Source organism: Arcobacter rhizosphaerae, assembly GCF_049472155.1.
In the GTDB taxonomy this organism is placed as follows: Bacteria; Campylobacterota; Campylobacteria; order Campylobacterales; family Arcobacteraceae; genus Arcobacter_B.
In genome coordinates, this window is record NZ_JBMOVW010000011.1 from 39,069 (window position 1) to 57,108 (window position 18,040).

General features: G+C 28.1%; 16 protein-coding genes. 4 read left to right on the top strand and 12 right to left on the bottom strand.

All coding sequences use genetic code 11. From position 1 onward, the window contains the following. Position 1: 1 nt before the first annotated feature. The 7 genes from ACH5BH_RS13405 to ACH5BH_RS13435 all read right to left on the bottom strand — a co-directional run bounded on the left by ACH5BH_RS13405 (position 2) and on the right by ACH5BH_RS13435 (position 10,234). On the bottom strand, positions 2-766 hold the full coding sequence (locus ACH5BH_RS13405) for a hypothetical protein (RefSeq protein WP_423298712.1): 765 nt from the start codon (positions 764-766) through the stop codon (positions 2-4). A 15-nt stretch (positions 767-781) separates the two neighbouring features. Next, on the bottom strand, positions 782-4,363 hold the full coding sequence (locus ACH5BH_RS13410) for an AAA family ATPase (RefSeq protein WP_423298713.1): 3,582 nt from the start codon (positions 4,361-4,363) through the stop codon (positions 782-784). Beyond that, positions 4,360-5,547 carry an exonuclease SbcCD subunit D C-terminal domain-containing protein gene (locus ACH5BH_RS13415; protein ID WP_423298714.1) on the bottom strand — a complete coding sequence of 396 codons (1,188 nt, stop codon included), beginning with the start codon at positions 5,545-5,547 and terminating at the stop codon, positions 4,360-4,362. Before ACH5BH_RS13415 ends, ACH5BH_RS13410 begins: the two co-directional genes overlap by 4 nt. A 193-nt stretch (positions 5,548-5,740) precedes the next feature. After that, positions 5,741-6,916, bottom strand: a complete 1,176-nt coding sequence (alr, locus tag ACH5BH_RS13420) for an alanine racemase (protein ID WP_423298715.1) — start codon at positions 6,914-6,916, stop codon at positions 5,741-5,743. A 133-nt stretch (positions 6,917-7,049) separates the two neighbouring features. Continuing rightward, the gene (locus ACH5BH_RS13425) at positions 7,050-8,558 is read right to left on the bottom strand and encodes an alanine/glycine:cation symporter family protein (RefSeq protein WP_423298716.1); all 1,509 of its coding nucleotides are present in this window, start codon (positions 8,556-8,558) and stop codon (positions 7,050-7,052) included. Between the two features lie 36 nt (positions 8,559-8,594). Next, positions 8,595-9,833, bottom strand: coding sequence for an NAD(P)/FAD-dependent oxidoreductase (locus ACH5BH_RS13430; RefSeq protein ID WP_423298717.1), 1,239 nt, complete (start codon positions 9,831-9,833; stop codon positions 8,595-8,597). A 26-nt stretch (positions 9,834-9,859) separates the two neighbouring features. Then, positions 9,860-10,234 carry a RidA family protein gene (locus ACH5BH_RS13435; protein ID WP_404308017.1) on the bottom strand — a complete coding sequence of 125 codons (375 nt, stop codon included), beginning with the start codon at positions 10,232-10,234 and terminating at the stop codon, positions 9,860-9,862. Between the two features lie 301 nt (positions 10,235-10,535). Here ACH5BH_RS13435 and ACH5BH_RS13440 point away from each other — a divergent pair, with 301 nt between their 5' ends. Further along, entirely contained in the window at positions 10,536-11,186 is a 651-nt protein-coding gene (locus tag ACH5BH_RS13440; RefSeq protein WP_423298718.1) for a helix-turn-helix transcriptional regulator, read from the top strand. A gap of 127 nt (positions 11,187-11,313) precedes the next feature. Here ACH5BH_RS13440 and ACH5BH_RS13445 read toward each other — a convergent pair whose 3' ends face one another. Genes ACH5BH_RS13445 through ACH5BH_RS13460 form a run of 4 tightly spaced genes read right to left on the bottom strand, consistent with a single transcriptional unit; the run spans position 11,314 to position 14,714 of the window. Continuing rightward, a complete protein-coding gene (locus tag ACH5BH_RS13445; protein ID WP_404308021.1) occupies positions 11,314-11,625 on the bottom strand; it encodes an AzlD domain-containing protein in 312 nt (103 codons plus the stop codon). Next, positions 11,618-12,301 (bottom strand): AzlC family ABC transporter permease, encoded by a 684-nt coding sequence (locus ACH5BH_RS13450; protein ID WP_404308023.1) that lies wholly within the window; start codon positions 12,299-12,301, stop codon positions 11,618-11,620. The genes ACH5BH_RS13445 and ACH5BH_RS13450 overlap by 8 nt, the downstream gene beginning before the upstream one ends. A gap of 47 nt (positions 12,302-12,348) precedes the next feature. After that, positions 12,349-13,179, bottom strand: coding sequence for an AraC family transcriptional regulator (locus ACH5BH_RS13455; protein ID WP_423298719.1), 831 nt, complete (start codon positions 13,177-13,179; stop codon positions 12,349-12,351). A gap of 47 nt (positions 13,180-13,226) precedes the next feature. Further along, positions 13,227-14,714 carry a cache domain-containing protein gene (locus tag ACH5BH_RS13460; protein WP_423298720.1) on the bottom strand — a complete coding sequence of 496 codons (1,488 nt, stop codon included), beginning with the start codon at positions 14,712-14,714 and terminating at the stop codon, positions 13,227-13,229. 145 nt (positions 14,715-14,859) lie between these two features. On the opposite strand from ACH5BH_RS13460, the gene ACH5BH_RS13465 reads away from it, so the two are divergent. Genes ACH5BH_RS13465 through ACH5BH_RS13475 form a run of 3 tightly spaced genes read left to right on the top strand, consistent with a single transcriptional unit; the run spans position 14,860 to position 17,147 of the window. Beyond that, positions 14,860-15,555: a response regulator transcription factor gene (locus ACH5BH_RS13465; protein WP_404308029.1), complete on the top strand. Its 696-nt coding sequence runs from the start codon at positions 14,860-14,862 to the stop codon at positions 15,553-15,555. After that, entirely contained in the window at positions 15,556-15,966 is a 411-nt protein-coding gene (locus tag ACH5BH_RS13470) for a hypothetical protein (protein WP_423298721.1), read from the top strand. Beyond that, on the top strand, positions 15,963-17,147 hold the full coding sequence (locus ACH5BH_RS13475; RefSeq protein ID WP_423298722.1) for a S8 family peptidase: 1,185 nt from the start codon (positions 15,963-15,965) through the stop codon (positions 17,145-17,147). The genes ACH5BH_RS13470 and ACH5BH_RS13475 overlap by 4 nt, the downstream gene beginning before the upstream one ends. Before the next feature lie 21 nt (positions 17,148-17,168). Here ACH5BH_RS13475 and ACH5BH_RS13480 read toward each other — a convergent pair whose 3' ends face one another. Next, on the bottom strand, positions 17,169-18,011 hold the full coding sequence (locus ACH5BH_RS13480; RefSeq protein WP_423298723.1) for an EI24 domain-containing protein: 843 nt from the start codon (positions 18,009-18,011) through the stop codon (positions 17,169-17,171). Between the last annotated feature and the right edge of the window lie 29 nt (positions 18,012-18,040).

Genomic DNA, 18,040 nt, shown 5'->3' on the forward strand with positions numbered 1-18,040 from the left:
CTTAATTTCCTTTTAATATCAGTTTACATTCTTCTTGAAGTATAAATAATTTTTCTAGAATATTCTCAATTCTTTTAAACTCTTTAGTTTCTGGTTTAATTTCATTAACTAAATTGGTTATTGGTGCTAAAACTCCTTTAAAAGAATCATCGGTAGACAGTTTTTTATTAAATTCATAATAACTCATACATGAATTATTGTCTTTTCTCAATAGTTCTGATATTTCTCTTTGTTGAAGAGAGTAAATAGGATTACCCCTTTCATCAAAGTCTGTATCTTGTGTATATTCTCTTATTGCAATATTTACATCTTTTATTGCCATAAAAAAAGTACTTTCATTCTTTTCTTCATCAAATATCTCATAATTTATTTCTTCTTTTAATATTTGAATCCAACATAAATACTGTGAAAAATAGTATAATGTACTTGGGTAATAATATTTATAACCTTCATGATTTACTGAAAGTTCAAAATGTCCATTTTGTTCAACAATATGTTTAAGTCTTCCTGTAATCCCATTAACACTACTCAATATAGGGTTTGCCCATTTTTTTGTTTCTTCAAATTTTCTATCAAAACTTTCTTTCTCTTTTAGAATTTCTGATTTCTCTTTTTCTAATAAAACATTTAAATCTTTTTTATAATTCTCTAGTAATGCAGTAGCACTACTTTCAAAGACTTTTTTCCCTACCCATACTATTCCACCAGTCAAAACGGTTAAACTACCTAAATATGTTCCTACTTGACTCAATAACTCATTATCCAAAATATAATTCCTCCTTTAATTCAAATCTAAAATACTCGTCCCATCACCCTTAGGAATAACCTTTATTTGTAATGGAATTCTCTCTTTTAATGCTTCCACATGTGAAATCACACCTACCATCTTTCCTGAACTTTGTAACTGATTTAGTGCATTTAATGCTAGCTCTAGACTATCTGCGTCAAGTGTCCCAAATCCTTCATCTAAGAAAAGGGAATCTATACTTATCTTTTGACTTGCAAGTGCTGAAAGTCCTAAGGCTAAAGATAAACTCACTATAAAACTTTCACCTCCTGATAAAGTACTTACTGGTCTTACTACATCACCTTGAAAACCATCTATTATCTCTATTTCAAGTAATTTACTTGAATCCATACTTCTTTGCAGTTCGTATCTTGAACTTAATATTTCTAGATGTTTATTTGCTAAGAAGATTAATTGATCTAGAGTAATACCTTGAGCAAATTTTGCAAACTTATCACCAGTAGCTGAACCTATCATGTCATTTAGTTTTACCCATAGTTTGAAGGCTTCTTTTTTCTTATCTAGTTCTTTTATTTTATTTTCGTGTTTTTTGATATTTGAAGCGTTTATTTCTAGCTCTTTTTCCAAGCTTCCTATTGTTTTTTGAAATTCATCTATATTTGATTGAAGCTCTTTTAATTCAGTATTTATATCTTCTAGTTCTCTATCTGTAAGTTTTAGTTCTTTTTGCTCTTTTAGCTTTTTAGTTGTATCTATTTTAAGTGTTTGTATTTGAGTATATTTTTCTTCTATAGCTTTACAAATAGAATTTAACTTTTCTCTTTGTTCCTTTGGTAAAAGTGCTTTTTCAAACTCTTCTTTACTTTCAAAACTATTTTCTTCTAATACTTTTTCAAATGATATTCTTAACTCTTCTAGATTTGTATTATCTTTAGTTTGTTTTTGAGTTAAGTCTTTTATTTGAGTGTCTAAAGATTCATCTTTTGAAGTTATTTGAGCTAACTCTTTTGATAAAGTATTAAAATTTTCATTTAGGGTATTAAAACTATTTGTTATAGCTTCTTCATAAACTTCTAAATCTTCTACGTCAAGTATACTTTTACTTTGAGTTTGCAGTGTCCCTATCTCTTTCAATAAACTTGATAAGGTTTCATTATCTTCTTTTAGAGTTTGAGTGATTGATGATAATTTCGTACTATACTCTTTTTGCTGTACAAGTATTGATTGAAGTTGTGTATCTGACTGTTTTTTTAATTCTTCATTTTCAATGAATTTATCTTTTCTATCAACTAATTTTTTGTAATCTCCCCCATATTCATCATTTAAAGACAATTCATATTTAGAAAAAGAAAGTTCAATCTCTTTTTTAATAGCTTCTACTTTAAAACCATTTTGTTGCTGTTCTAATTCAGAGTTTTCTTTTGTAGTTTTTATTTTATATAACTCTTGTTCTTTTTGATTTAATAAAATTTGTTTATCATTTAGTTCTTTTTGAAGCTTTTCTTTTTTTGCTAATTCTAAATCTTTTTTATTTCGTAAACTTACTATTTCATCTAGCTCTTTTTGTTTTTGAGTTTTCTCTTCTTCTAATGATACTTTTGAATCATCTTCTAAGTTGAACTCATACTTAGTAAATACATTTTCGATTTCACTCTTATTTTTCTCACACTTTTGCTTTTCTAAAATTGATGTTTCATATTTTGATTCAACTTTTGAAAGAGATAGTTCTAATACTCTTAACTGGTTAGTTTCTTCATCTAAAGTTTTTGTTTTCTCTTCTATTTTTGATGTAGTTTCATCACTATTTATATTTAGTTCATGTGTTATATATGGATGATTAGTTGAACCACAAAGATAGCACTCTTCGCCCTCTTTTAATTTAGCCCTGTCACTTTCATATTTAGCTAATAAAAGTTCTGTTTCTTTTTTCTCATTTAGTGTTTGTATATGAGTTTTTAGTTCATTTATTAACTTGTGTTTTTCTTCTATTTTTGTTTTTGTAGATTTAATTTCTTCGTCAGATGTACTTATTGTAGTTTCTTCATCTTTTATAGTTTTGATGGTTTTTTCATAATCATTTATACTATTTAGTAGTTCTTCTATTACTTTTATTCTAGTTCTATTTTCATCTTCTTTTGATGAGTAAGAAGAAGTTTTTGATTCTAGCTCTTTATACTCAATCTCTTTTTGTTTGAACTGTTCTTCAACATCTTTAAACTCTTGTTTTATTTGTTCATACTGCGTGTTTAATAGCTGTTCATCTTCTACTGAAGTTTTTAGAGTTGATTCTATTTGTTTTTGATTTGAAAGAAGCTCATTATAATCATTTAAATTTTTTTGAATTAAAGGTAGTTCTTCTTTTAGGTTTTCATCCTTTTTACTTGATTCTAAATATACATTTATAATTGATAGCTTTTCATCTAATACTTTTTGATTACCATTTAATTCATCTACTTTTTTTGTTAAATTTTCTTTTTCTTTTTCATTAGCTGATATTTTATTTTTTAGTTCATCTAAATTTGATTGTTTTGATTGAATCTGTATTTGTAAAGTTCTTACTTTTTGGAGTTTTTTACTATTTTTTTCAAATGATATTTTTTCTTTATCACGCTTCTCTTTTAGTATTTTAGATTCATTTGTTTTTTGCTCTATTTTTGCTTTTAACTCTTCTAATTCTTTTTGAAGAAATTGAAGCTTTTCTTTATCTTGAATAATCACTTGGTTTAAATGATTCTTTTCTTGATAAACTGGTTGTACATTCAAAGCTTTATTGGCTTGTTCTAACTTTTTAAAATCTTCTTTTTTATCTTCTTTTTCTTTTGATATATTCTCAAATTCTTGAGCGTATTTAATACTATCAGCTTCTAATTTCTGTAAGCTCTCAAGCCATGTAGATATTTTTTTAAGAGATTCTTCTTTTTTATCTTTCTCTTTCTTTTGAGATTTTAAACTCTCACACTCTTTTGTTTTTTCTTCTACAACTTGAGGCTCTAATAAATCTATATTTCCAAGTAACAACTCATCATTTTTTATATCTTGATTTTTATTTGAGTATGTATCATATATCTCTTTAGAAATTTGTTTATAGATATATGTACCAGTAATTTTTTCTAGAAGAGTACTTCGTTCATTCTCTTTTGCTTTTAAGAAAGCATCAAAAGAACCCTGAGCTAGCATCATTGATTGTTTGAATCTTTCAAAATCAAGACCTGATAACTCTTCTACATACTTTGGAACTTCCCTTAGTTTTGATTCTAATACTTTATTTGTATCTAAATCTACTATTTCCATCTTTGCTGTTTGGAAGTTTCCATCAGCTTTTTTTCTAGCTCTTTTTTGAGACCATGAAGATCTATAAATATTTCCTTTAATTTCAAATTCTACTTCACATAGACATTCACCTGTATGTCTTGACATTAAGTCATTTGGATTTTGAAGCCTCGCTGTTCTTCCATATAAAGCACAAGTTATTACATCAAGAATAGTACTCTTTCCTGCACCAGTAGGACCTGTAATAGCAAATAAAGATTCATCTTTTAGAAACTCTTGAAAGTCTATTTCAAACTCACCTTTTAATGAGTTAATATTTAGTGATTTTACTTTTAGTATTTTCATGAGTTTTGAACCTTTTGCACTACTTGTTTGAAATTTACAAAAAGTTCATCTTTTAACTCTTTGTCTTCTAACTCTTCTAGTTCAAGTCTTTTTTCAAATACATCATTTACAGATAAATCATCTAAACTAATAGCTTTCATCTCTTTAGCTCTGATTTGTTTTTCACTCTTTTCAATTTTAACTGCAAGGAGTGTTAGTTCAAACTTTGTTGCTAAGTCTCTTATTTCTTGATTTGCTACAAGGGGATTATCATCTTTGATATGAACTTCAATCCAAGCTGTTTTGTCTTCGATAGTTTTTAATTCTTTTTTTATAAATTCACTGTCACCTTTTAAAACTATAAGCTTTCTTTTTAGTGGTATTTCAAGTTCTTCTACTTCTACAGTCTCACCAAAACTTACTACATTTACTTTTTGAGTATTTTTTGACTCACTAAAACTTAGAGGGATAGGAGAGCCAGAGTATCTCACATGATTAGAACCAACTGCTTGATTGATATGAAGATGTCCTAATGCCACATAATCAAAAAGACTTCCAAGATAATCTCCACCTATATCAAGTGTTCCACCTATATAAATATCTCTTTCACTTTCACTTGTTCTACTTCCTACTGTTGTAAGATGTCCTGTAGCTATGATAGGTATACTTTTATCACCTTTTAAATCAAGTGCTTTTTTATATGTATTTTTATAATAGGCTTTAATTCCACTATTTGCTACTTTTTCTTTTTGGCTTATAGTTTGACCTGAAATTGATTGTCTTATTACACTATCCCTTAAAAATGGTACTGCACATACAATAGCTTTAAGTTCATCATTCTTTTTTATTTCTATTACTTCATTTTCTTCATCATCACCACTTGTGATAACTTGAACATTAAGTACTTGAAGAAGTTGTTTCGGTGCTTTTAGCGTCGAGATTGAGTCATGATTTCCAGCAGTTATAATAGTAGTATTTAAAGTATCTATACTTGATAATTGTTTTAAAAAGTTATAGTAAAGTTCAAGTGCATAATTTGGTGGTGTTCCAGTATCAAAAATATCCCCAGCTACAATAAGTACTTCTATATGTTTTTCTTTTATAATCTCAAAAAGCCAAGACAAAAAAGCTTCATGCTCTTCTTGTCTACTTTTTCCCATAAAATTTTGACCTAAATGCCAATCAGATGTATGCAGTATTTTCAAATCTCAATCCTAAAATAATTTTACTATTATAGTATTATTTATTTAGTTGATTTTGGATTAAAAAGTAAGTTTTTATAACACCTATTTATAAATATATACTTGATTATTATTTTATATAATAAATATTTATATCTGATATATAGTAGTTGTAGAGATAAAACAAAGAGTTATTCTTTGTTTTATTAAGATTTATTTAGTCTTTACAAAGACATAAAACATAGTCTTTGTAGTTTGTTTTAGTATTATTTTTTAGGTACACTCTTGGGACTCTTTTATCTACCATACAAACGATTTCATAGTTGATTGTGTTTAGAAGATTTGCTACACTATCGATTGAGATTCCATCTTTGTTATTTCCTCCGTATAGTACTACCTCATCACCCATTTTTACATCAAGGTTTGTTACGTCTATGATACATTGATCCATACAGATATTTCCTAGTACTGGTACTATTTTGTTTTCTACTAGTACTTTTGCTTTATTTGAAAGCATTCTTGTATAGCCGTCTGCATAGCCTATTGGTAGGGTTGCGATTTTTGTTTTGTGTTCACATTTATATGTAAGTCCGTAGCTTATGCCTGAACCTGCTTCTATTTCTTTTACTTGGGCTATTTTTGCTTTTAGACACATCACTTCTTTTAGGTTTACTCTTTCGTGATTTACACTTTGAGAAGGGTATAAACCATATAGCATGATACCTGCTCTAACCATATCGAAGTTAAACTCAGGCATATCTATGATAGCAGCACTATTTGAAACGTGTTTGATAGGTATAATTAAACCTTTTTCTTCTATCTGCTCTACTATTTTAATGAACTTCTCTACTTGCATTTTTGTATATGTTTTATCTAGTTCATCTGCTGCTGCGAAGTGAGTGTAAATACCCTCAATCACTAAGTTTTCAAGCTTACTTATATCTAAAACTGTGTTTACTGTATCTTCACTACATAGCATACCAAGACGGTTCATTCCACTATCTATTTTTATATGAACTACGATATTTTTATTTAGTTGTTTGGCTACTTTTGAGAACTCTTTGGCTTGTTCTAGTGAATATATTGTTTGTATTATGTTGTTTTGGATTATCTCTTGGGCTAAGTGTTCAGGTGTATATCCTAAGACCATGATTTGAGTTTTTTTAAACTCTTTTCTTAACTGAAGTGCTTCACTTAAAGTAGCAACAGCAAATCTATCTGCTCCATTTTCAAGTAAAGTTTGAGCGATTGCTACTGCTCCGTGTCCATAGCCATCTGCTTTTATCACAGCTGATACTTTAGTCTTAGGATTAGTAACTCTTCTTACTTCTCGAATATTATTTGCTAAATTATCTAAGTTTACTTCAGCCCATACTGCTCTTGTTAAGTCCAATTTTCTCTCCTATTTCGTACTTATTATTACATGATATTCTTATGAAGACAATATAAAGAAGCACAAAACTTTATATTGTCTTCATAAAAGTAACATAAGCACAAGAAAGCAAAACTTTCTTGTACTAATTACTCTACTTATATTTTTTTATTTCGCCTGAGTCAATTCTCGCAAGATATGACTGTAATTCTTTTTTTACAACTGGCATTAAGTAGTATAAACCAATGATATTAAAAATCGACATTGCAAACATAGCAGCATCTGAGAAGTCAATTGCTGCACTAAAGCTAATACTTGTACCAACAATTACAAATAAACAAAACATAGTTTTATAAATAAGTTCAGTTTTCTTACCCTCTCCAAACAGATAAGTCCATGCTTTTAGTCCATAGTAAGACCATGAAATCATCGTAGAGAATGCAAATAAAACAATACAAAGTGTCAATAAGTATTCAAAAATTGGTGAGGTTTGTGTAAATGCAGCTGATGTTAAAGTAACACCTGTTAACTCACCTGTATTAACTCCTGCAATAATAATAACTAAGGCAGTCATCGTACAAATCACAACTGTATCAATAAACGGCTCTAATAATGAAACTAAACCTTCTGTTACTGGTTCTTTTGTTTTTACTGCTGAGTGAGCAATAGCAGCAGAACCTACACCTGCTTCATTTGAAAAAGTTGCTCTTTTTAGACCTTGAATCAATGCCCCAAGGAATCCACCTGCTACACCAGCACCTGTAAATGCTCCTACAAGTATTTGCTCAAAAGCCCAACCTATTTTGTCATAGTTAGCTATTAAAACAATTAGTGCCATTCCGATATATAAAAAAGCCATAGATGGAACTAGTTTTGAAGTAACTGAACCGATTGAAGGCATACCACCGATAATCACACTAGCAATTAAAACTGCTAAAATAACACCCGTAACCCAACCATATCCAGGAGCAATATCAAATGTTTGAACAATCATCGCATTTGCTTGATTTCCTTGGAATAAGTTTCCTGCACCAAGAGCTGAGAATATTGTCATAATAGCAAAACCTATAGCAAAGAATTTACCAAGAGTTGCATAACCACCATCTTTGAAACCTTTAGAAAGGTAATACATAGGACCACCTGATACTGTACTATCAGGATTTACATTTCTATATTTTACAGCTAATGTACACTCAGTAAATTTTGAAGCCATACCAAATAAACCACATAAAATCATCCAAAATGTAGCCCCAGGTCCACCAATAGCAATAGCAACACCAACACCAGCAATATTACCAAGTCCTACTGTACCAGAAAGTGCAGATGTAAGAGCTTGGAAGTGTGAAACTTCACCAGATTTTTTTTCTTTCGGGTCAGTATATTTTCCAGAAACTATATCTACTGCTAGCCCAAACCTTCTAAATTGAATAAATCCAAAATATATAGTAAATACAATAGCTGCAACAAATAACCATCCAACAATCAATGGAAATGAAACACCATCTTCAATTGAAGCTCCAAAAAAGATAGCATTAGCAAACCAACCTAAATAATCACTAAAAAACTGATCTATTTGTTTATCTATACCTATAGTCTCTTCTGCAAAAACAATGCTTGGTAGACATAAAACTACCATAAATAGCAATACTCTTTTTAATATCATTTTAATCTCTCCTTTAAAATTTAAAACTTAAATTTATTACCCTTGATAAAATGCTGAGAATAACAACACATCTTCGTTAGTCTCATTTTTTCCATCTTCTGTAATCACTTCCCCTATTATCTTCCCAATTGCGGGTGCAAATGTAATACCTAACCATCCAAGTCCCGTAGCATGAACTAGATTGTTATATGTTTCATCAAAGCCAAGAATTGGCATATCATTTGGAGTAAGAGGTCTAAACCCTGCCCACTCTACTTGCTCTTTCATTTCAAACTTATTTGTGTAAAGTCCTAAATTTTTATGAATACTATCTATTTGTTTTCTTACAATATCAGGATTTGTAGTACCTAATTCTAGTTTTGAAGTCATTCTTACTGTATTTCTTCTTGGAGTCATTGCTATAAATAAGTCAGCAAAAAGTGATGATGTTTTTGGTTTTAGTTCATCTTTCATCTTAAAAGTTACACTATAACCTTTTGCAGGTGTCATCATGAACTTATTTTTTGCTTGCTTTGCTAGTGTATCATCTGCCCCTGTTGATAATACAAAAGTTTCAGCCTTATAAGAGCCTTTTGATGTTCTGATTTTACTTACTTTTGAACCTTCAAACTCTAATCTTTGAACTTCTTCATTTAGTAAAAACTCTACACCATTTGATTCAAGATATTTTTTAAGTTCAAGCATAAATTCACCCGGATCAACATGACCGTTTTCTTTTAATAAAATAGAACCAATAACTTTTTCATTTAAAATAGGCATATACTCTTTTGTTCTTTCTTTTGAAAGAATCTCATAAGCATCAGGATTTGTACAAAGTGCTGCTTTTGCATCAAAAGTGTTTTGCTCTGTATAAATCATAAGTAACCCATCTTTACAAAAATGAAAGTCCATTCCATCATTTTTTACCATTGATTCATACATATCTAAACTTATTTGCCCATATCTCTCAAATAAAGCAAGTGTTCTTTTTAGTCTAGCCTCAGTTGCACTTGCAGCAAATTTTAAAAGCCATTTATATAAGTGCAAATCAAATGTTGGATGAACACTTGCAGGGGATTGACCTTTTGCCATAAGTTTTAAAGTATCAAGTACAACTCCAGGAGCACTTAAAGGTGCTTTTTTAAAGGCAGATAATAAGCCAGCATTTCCAAATGATGTACCACTTGTAATATCTCCTTTTTCTATTACTGTTACTTCTCTACCACTTTTTTGTAAGCAGTAAGCAGACATAAGCCCAATACATCCACCACCTACTATTACAATATCTTTCTTCATTTTAACTCTCCATTTAAAATTTGATATTATCTTTTTGCTATTGCTTCTATTTCTATTAGTGCATCTTTTGGAAGTCTTGATACTTCATAAGTAGCTCTTGCAGGGAAAGGCTCACTAAAATAGCTTCCATAGATTTCATTTACTACTACAAAATCTTCTAAGTCTTTTAATAAAATAGTTGTTTTTGTAATATCTTTCATTTCTAAACCAGCTTCTTCTAAAATAAACTTGATATTTTCTAAAGATTGTTTTGCTTGCTCTTTTATAGTTTGACCTGCAAACTCTCCTGTTGTTTCATCAATAGGTAATTGTCCTGATACAAAGATAAAACCATCTTTATCTACTGCTTGAGAATAAGGCCCTATTGCACTTGGTGCTTTTGCTGAATTTATTGCTTTCATTTTCATTCCTTTTATGATAATTTATTTTCATTGCAGTCAGTATATAATAAATTTTTATCATTGTAAATAGTTTTTATTATGAATTGATAAATTTTTATTGTATTTTTTATACAGTTATTGTTTTTTTGTTATAAAAAAGTCATATTTTTGTTTCAAAAACTGATATTTTTATACTTTAATAACTTTAGAATATATATTATTTTAAAAGAATTATTAACATGATAACAATTTATTATCATCTTGACATTTTTTTATATATTTCTTATAATTTAGAAAATCAATCATAATAAAAAGGCATCCTTTGAACCCTTATGTTAAAAAATATATTCCTATTGCTAACTTTTTAGGCGAAGTTTTAGGTGAGAATACAGAAATTATAATTCATGATTTAACAAATTATGATAACTCTATTGTTCATATTATCAACGGAGATATTAGCAATAGAAAAATAGGTGATCCTATCACTGATTTAGTTTTAGACTTTATTGCTACTGAATCAAAAGGAAATAAACAATTTATTTGTAATTATAATTCTAAAACAATTGAAGGAAGACTTTTATACTCTTCTACTTATTTTATTAGAGATGATAAAAATGAGATTGTTGGTGCTTTATGTTTAAACTCTGATTATCATGAAGTTAAAAAATCCTTATCGTTTATCACATCTTTATTACCAAACTATGTGGATGATAAGATTTTATCACTTAATAATATAAAAGAGAATCTAAATACAAACCCTCATGAAACAACATTAAGTAAAATAGATGCGATAATAGATCAATTTGATGTGCTTCCAAAAAGAATGACAACAAAAGAAAAAACAGAAATTATAAAAGCCATAAATGATTGTGGGATTTTTAATATAAGAGGTGCCGTTCAAGAAGTAGCAGACAAACTTCAAATGTCAGAACCTTCTGTATATAGATATATTAAAAAAATTAAAAAAAATTAGATATGAGTGATTTAATATCTGAAATAATAGGCTTTAGTATTGTTACAATTGTAGTAATAATGCTAGCTTATTTTACAAAAAAAATGCAAGATAAATATAAAGAAGAGGATTAATTTTAATCCTATCTTTATATAAAAAAGTTTCTATAAATCGCTATAGTAAAAACTCCAACAATTAAAGATAACAATATACTTTTTGTTTTATACATACACAAAAATATTAAAAATGCAGCGATTAAACCAATAACACCCTCTTTTAAGATAGAAGGAACAACCAAAGCCAAAAGTAATGTTGAAGGTAGATAATCCAAAAATAGTTTTAAATCCCCCTCTTCTTTTACAAACTTTGAAGATAAAAGAAGTCCTGATACTCTTAAACTATATGTTCCAAGAGCAACAATAAATATAATTAGTAAAGCATTTAAATCAAGACTATTCATAGCTTTTCCTTTTATGCAAAATCACTGCACTATATGATCCAAGTATTGCTGCAATTACTATATAGAAATTCCCTTCAATATAATAACTTGAAATAATAGCTATCAATGAAGTTATAATCCAAGGTAAAATATCTGAACTACCTTTATACATACTAAGTGCCAGGGCAAAAAATATCGCCACAAAAGCAAAATCTAAACCAAATATTTTTGGATTTGAGATAAACTCTCCTAAATTGTATCCCAAAACTGTACCTATAAACCAAGTAGCAAAGATACAAACTCCTCCACCCAGTAAAAACTTTGGACTTATTTCTTGAGTTTTTAATCTTTGCATAGTTATAGCCCAAGATTCATCAGTAGCAAAGTGCATATATTTTAGTTTTTCTTTTTTACTACTTTGTTTAAATAGTGGATTCAAAGAGGCTCCAACTAAAAAATATCTTAAATTTATAAGTAAAGCAGCTGTTATCATGGCTATGATATCAAGAGTATTATCCCACATTTGAACTAACACAAATTGAGAAGAACCTGCAAAAATAAATATATTCATAAGTACTAACTCAAAAAGTTCAACTCCTTTTTGAGAGCTAAGAACACCTAATACTGAACCATAAGTAAAAACACTTATTCCAATTGGCAAATTTGCCATAAATCCATCTTTAAAATCATTTTTCATAATTGAATTTTAACAAAGAATAAAAAGAAAAATCTTGGATATAATTGCTAATTAAAAAACTTCCTATAATTTCCAGGAGTTAAACCAACATAAGCTTTAAATCTTCTATTTAAGTGACTTTGATCATTGAAACCGCACATATATGTAGTATTTATAATACTCTCGCCTTTTTGTAAAGCCTGCTTAGCTCGTTCAATTCTTTTCAACATAAGATATGAGTGAGGAGAGATAAAAGTCTTTTGTTTAAAAAGTCTTAAAAAATGATACTTTGAAATATCAAGTTCATTTGAAATATCATCTAAAGATAAATCAAGATGTAAATTATAGTTCATAAACTCTTTTGCTCTATTTATCATCTTATCATGTTCACTTAAAATAATAGGCATTTTAGCTTTACTATTATTTAAAAATAACTCATTTAAAGTACTTACAAGTTCACACTCAAAGTCAATACTTGAGTTTGCTTTATACTCATTTTCCATGATTATGTTTATTAATTTATTAGCAAAAAATCTATTTTCAAAGATTCCAGAAGAGAAAAAAAGCTCTTGATTATAGAAATTTTCTTCTTCAAGCTTTTTTATAAAGTTTGGTTTAAGATATATAGAATAATGTTTATAGCCCTCATGGTACTGCGTCTGGCAAGCATGAGTTTCATCTGGATTTATCGTAATTACACAGGCTTTATTTAGCTTTTTTTTCTGTCCATCTACAAAAGCATCCATCTGTCCTTCATAAATAAGACCAATTGTATAATCTTCATGTACATGTTTATCAAAACCATAGTTATTAAAGTGAGCTTTATGTAAAACTATATCTTCATTTATTTTAGGCTTCCAAAATTTTGCATCGTAAATAATATCTTCATTTTTATTCATAATTTATAGTATATCAAAAAAGCAAACTTTTTTATTGGATTAAATTGCTATTTATTCTCTTTTGGAATAGAAATAGAAAACCTAGCCCCATCATTGATATTTTCTACAAATAGCTTGCCTTTCATATTTTTATCAACAATTATTTTTGACATATAAAGCCCTATTCCTGTTCCATCACTATCATCCCTTGTAGTAAAATATGGTTCAAAAATTTTACTTTTTGGTTCAACAGTTACTCCTCCACCATTATCTTCAATATATAAAGTAACTTCAAACTCTTCTTCTTTTGCCCAGATAAAGATTTTAGGGTTTTCTATCTTTTTTTCAATAAGTACATCTTTTGCATTTTTTAAAATATTTAATAATACTTGTTCATATTCATTTAAATAAGTATGAAGTTTTATTTTTTCATTTACATCAATTGTTACATTTATATTATTATTTTCTAAAGCACTAGCAACTATTGTCATAACTGAGTCTATCATACTGCATAAAGTAAACTCTTCTTTCTCTTTTTTAGGCATAAAGAAGTTTCTAAAATCATCAATAGTATGAGACATAAACTCAAGAACTTTATCAGCTTCTCTTGATTTTTTGTTCATTGTTTCATCATCTAAAAGTCCCATACTATGCTTAAATTTTATATACATCAAAATTGAAGAGAGTTCTGATAAAGGCTGCCTCCATTGATGGGCTATATTTGATATCATTTCACCAAGTGCAATAAATTTTGATTTTTGAATTAAAAGTTGTTCTTTTTCTCTATTTTTTTCTACTTCATAAAATACTTTATTTTCAAGATTTTGATTTAGTTCTTCTAATTCTTGGGCTTTTGTTTTTACTTTATTTTGATAATTTTTTAAAACCTCATCAATCTTTTGAGATACAGCTATTGATATTAAAATAGCAATTGATAAAAACATCACAAATAAAACTATATTTTGCCCTACTTGATTTCGAACTGTTTTTTCTAATGCCTCTCTTTTTTTCTTTATCTCTTTTTCAATATCGTCCATGTAAACACCTACAGCTATAACCCAATTCCAATTTTCGTAATACTTAAAATATGATAATTTTTGTTTTATTTCATCGTTTGTATTAGGTTTTTTGTAAGCATATTGAGTATAAGATTCTCCCTTTACTTTTATCTTATTTAAAAACTCTTCTCTAAATTTTTTACCATTTGCATCTTTGTAGTTTGTAGAAATTACTTTTCCTAATAAATCAGGTCTATTTGGATTTACTATCAATCTAGCAAAATTATCACCACCATTCATATCTAAAATATCATATACAAAATAGTAATTACTTTTATTTTCTTGAAATGAAATATTATTTAAAAGTCTTATGGCATCTTCTTTTATTTCTTTTTCATTTGTATCTACTTTTGTTAAATTATAATTTAAGACATCAATAACTGTATCTATTTCTTTTTTTAATATTCTTTTTTGTTCTTCATAATACTCATGAACAAAGTTTTCCATTTGTTTTTCAAAGTCATCGTATGTATTTTTTACATAAAAATATGAAATCATAAATATCATTGACGACATAATAATAATAAAAATGTAAATAATAATTTTTGATAAATTTTTTTCTGTTATTAAATTCAACTTTTCTTGTCCTGTAACCTTTAATATGCTATGATAGCATAATATTTCTAATAAGGATTTTATCGAAATGCAAGATAATATAGTAAATAAGTTAAATGCTTTTTCAGTGCTTTATATAGAGGATGAAGATGGCATTAGAAACAATATAAAAGAGATATTAGAGCACTTATTTAAAGAGACAATTACCGCAAAAAATGCAAGTGATGGATATATCAAATATGTACAAAACAAACCTGATTTAATAATAACTGATATAAAAATGCCTCCAGGTGAAACAGGTATTGATTTAGTAAAAAAAATAAGAGAATCTGATTCAAAAACAAGAATAATAATCACATCTGCTCATACAGATTTAGAGTATATGCTAAAAGCAGCTGAACTACATCTAGTAAAGTATATTATTAAACCTATAACTCAAGAAAAATTGATGGATGCATTAGAAGCATTTATAAAAACACATGATGATAATAAAATTTTTACATTAAATGAAAAATGGTATTTTGATTATAGTAAATCTATAGTTTCAAATAATGAGGAAGTTTTCAATCTTACAAAAAAAGAGAATATGTTCTTAAAACTACTTATAACAAAAAATAGAATTATTACTTATGAAGAAATGGAAAATCAAATTTGGGATGAAGATTCTGTGATGACTCAAAATGCTATGAGATTATTTATTAAAAACTTTAGAAAAAAATTGCCAGAAAAATGCTTGAAAAATGTTCAAGGTACTGGATATAGATTAGTTATAGGAGAAGTTTAGTTGAAAAAGAATATATTTATTGCTTTAGTTACACTTATTTCAAGTAACTTACTAGCAAATGACTTCTATTATGAGTTTGATAAAAAAGTTGAACTTATCAAGCCTCTTGAGTCTGAAAGCCTAAGTGTTAATAAACAAAATGAAAACTCTGAAAAAATACATACTTATAAAACAACAAATGGAAATACTGTTCAATTTAAAGATGAACTTATTGTTCAATGTCATAAAGAAGCATATTGTGAAGATGATTTTAGTGACTTAAATATTACAAATTATAAAAAAATAAGTAAAAGATTTTTTCTAATAAAAGTTGAAGATACACAAAATATTTTTACTTTAGCACAAGAACTACATAAAAAAGAAGATATAAAAAGTGCTACACCAAATTACATTGTAAAGTTAAAAAGATGAAATTAAAACATATAAAAAATTATAGTATAGCTATTACTTTGGCTATTAGTCTTACAGCTTGTGGTGGTGGAGGAAGTGGTTCTAGTAATTCATCAAGTTCTATTTCAAACGTAGTAAACTCTGTATTAGGGAATGATTTTTTTCAATTTGCTTGGCATATAAATAAAGATATCAATGCTACATATAAAACAAACAATAATATAAACAATGAAGCACACATAAGTTTGGAAGAAGCTTGGGCTGTTACAAAAGGTAAACAAACAAATGGTGAAGCAATAAAAGTAGCTATAATTGACGAAGATTTTGAAATAAATCATCCAAATATAAAAGACAAAGTTTTTTATACATATAATGAAAGTGATGGTGGCACAAATGTTTCTGATACAGATGGTGATACGTTTTATCATGGATTAGCAGCTGCAGGAATAATTGCTGGAGATGAAATAGGAGTAGCTCCTAATGTTGAAATAGCATTAATAAATATTAATTTAGCTACACAAGGTTCTACTATAGATAAATACCTAACAGCCTTTAATAAAGCTAAAGAAGCTGGTGCAAAGGTAATAAACTGTAGTTGGAGTATATCTAGTGAAGATCCTAATTTATGGGATAGCTACACACTTCCACTTAGAGCATTAATTGAAGATTTTAAAGATCAAGGGATAATAATTGTTTTTGCTTCAGGAAATGATGGAACAGATTTAGACCAAGCAGGCGAAAAAAGTTTATCGGAACTTGATTCTGTAATAGGAGTAGGAGCAACAAGTGTTTTAAATGATGTAACTTCTTATTCAAACTATGGTTCAGCTATTGATGTAATTGCACCTGGTGGTGGAAGTTTAAATGATGGCTTACTTGGTATTTTATCACTAGATCAAAGTGGAAATGCAGGTAGAAATAGTAACTCTCAACTTTCTTATACAAATGAAAATTTAAATAACTATACTTTAACATCGGGTACAAGTTTTGCAGCGCCTACAACAAGTGGTTTAGTTGCATTGATATTATCTGTAAACCCAAATCTTACTTTTGACCAAGTAAGAAATATTTTGATTTCAACTACAGATAAAATTGGTGGAAGTAATGCTGATTATACAACAGGAAATTTTGACACTAAAAGAGCTTATGGGAAGATAAATGCTAAAAAGGCAATAGAAGCTGCACAGGCTACATTACCATAAAAAAAGATAAGTAAGAAACTCTTACCTATCTTCTAAAAACTTTACTTCTTCTTTCTTCTCTTCACTATTTATATTAGAAGTTTTTGGAACTTCAAACTCATAAAGTTTTTCAAGTTTTATCAAATAAGCATGACCTAAATATATTATATAAAATACTGCTGTAAAAAGAGTAATAAAAGGTATCATAGAAACTAAATATAAAAATAGAGTTCTTCCTCTAAAAGCATTTGCTTCTTTCTTATAGATTTTTTTATACTCTTCTTCACTTAAAAGAGTTGATGCAACATCATGATTTAAAAGCTTATGAAAGAAATAGTACAAAGGCAAAGCAAAAGCAATGATATTTAATAAAGGTATAAAATACACAGGAATTAAAAGTATAAATAAAAGTATCATCATAAGTGAACTTTTAAATAAAACCCAAAGAGGAGATAGTAAAGAACCATGACCATGTAAAGTCAAATGACTATAATGTCTCTTATGAACTACACCTAAAATCATCGGTGTTAAAAAACCAATCACAACTAAAGTTAAAATAACAGAAGCTTGTAAAACTATGATAGAACCTATAGTGTAAAGAAGAAAAGCTGCAATCCAAGAAGTAAATGAATACTTAAATAAAAATACAATTAAATATGTAGCCCATACAAAATAAAATGGTGCATTCTCATCAATAATAACTTCTTGTCCATTTTGAGAAGCTTCTGCTGCTTGTTGTAGTGCTGTTATTCCAAAATCAGCAGCTGCAAAAAATAGTGAATAAATTAAAATCATAGTCACTATTAAAGGAACTAATGCAATTTTTAACATCTTTGGAGTCAAGAAGTCCTTTAAACTTCTTGATAAAATATCTATTTCGTTCAAATTCAACCTTTTAATAATTTATAAGATTA

Excerpts from the sequence above, each read along its gene's own strand:
- ACH5BH_RS13460 (WP_423298720.1), bottom strand. The coding sequence starts at position 14,714 with ATGATTTCATATTTTTATGTAAAAAATACATACGATGACTTTGAAAAA.
- ACH5BH_RS13430 (WP_423298717.1), bottom strand. The coding sequence starts at position 9,833 with ATGAAGAAAGATATTGTAATAGTAGGTGGTGGATGTATTGGGCTTATG.
- ACH5BH_RS13435 (WP_404308017.1), bottom strand. The coding sequence starts at position 10,234 with ATGAAAGCAATAAATTCAGCAAAAGCACCAAGTGCAATAGGGCCTTAT.
- ACH5BH_RS13465 (WP_404308029.1), top strand. The coding sequence starts at position 14,860 with ATGCAAGATAATATAGTAAATAAGTTAAATGCTTTTTCAGTGCTTTAT.
- ACH5BH_RS13425 (WP_423298716.1), bottom strand. The coding sequence starts at position 8,558 with ATGATATTAAAAAGAGTATTGCTATTTATGGTAGTTTTATGTCTACCA.
- ACH5BH_RS13445 (WP_404308021.1), bottom strand. The coding sequence starts at position 11,625 with ATGAATAGTCTTGATTTAAATGCTTTACTAATTATATTTATTGTTGCT.
- ACH5BH_RS13455 (WP_423298719.1), bottom strand. The coding sequence starts at position 13,179 with ATGAATAAAAATGAAGATATTATTTACGATGCAAAATTTTGGAAGCCT.
- ACH5BH_RS13410 (WP_423298713.1), bottom strand. The coding sequence starts at position 4,363 with ATGAAAATACTAAAAGTAAAATCACTAAATATTAACTCATTAAAAGGT.
- ACH5BH_RS13475 (WP_423298722.1), top strand. The coding sequence starts at position 15,963 with ATGAAATTAAAACATATAAAAAATTATAGTATAGCTATTACTTTGGCT.
- ACH5BH_RS13450 (WP_404308023.1), bottom strand. The coding sequence starts at position 12,301 with ATGAAAAATGATTTTAAAGATGGATTTATGGCAAATTTGCCAATTGGA.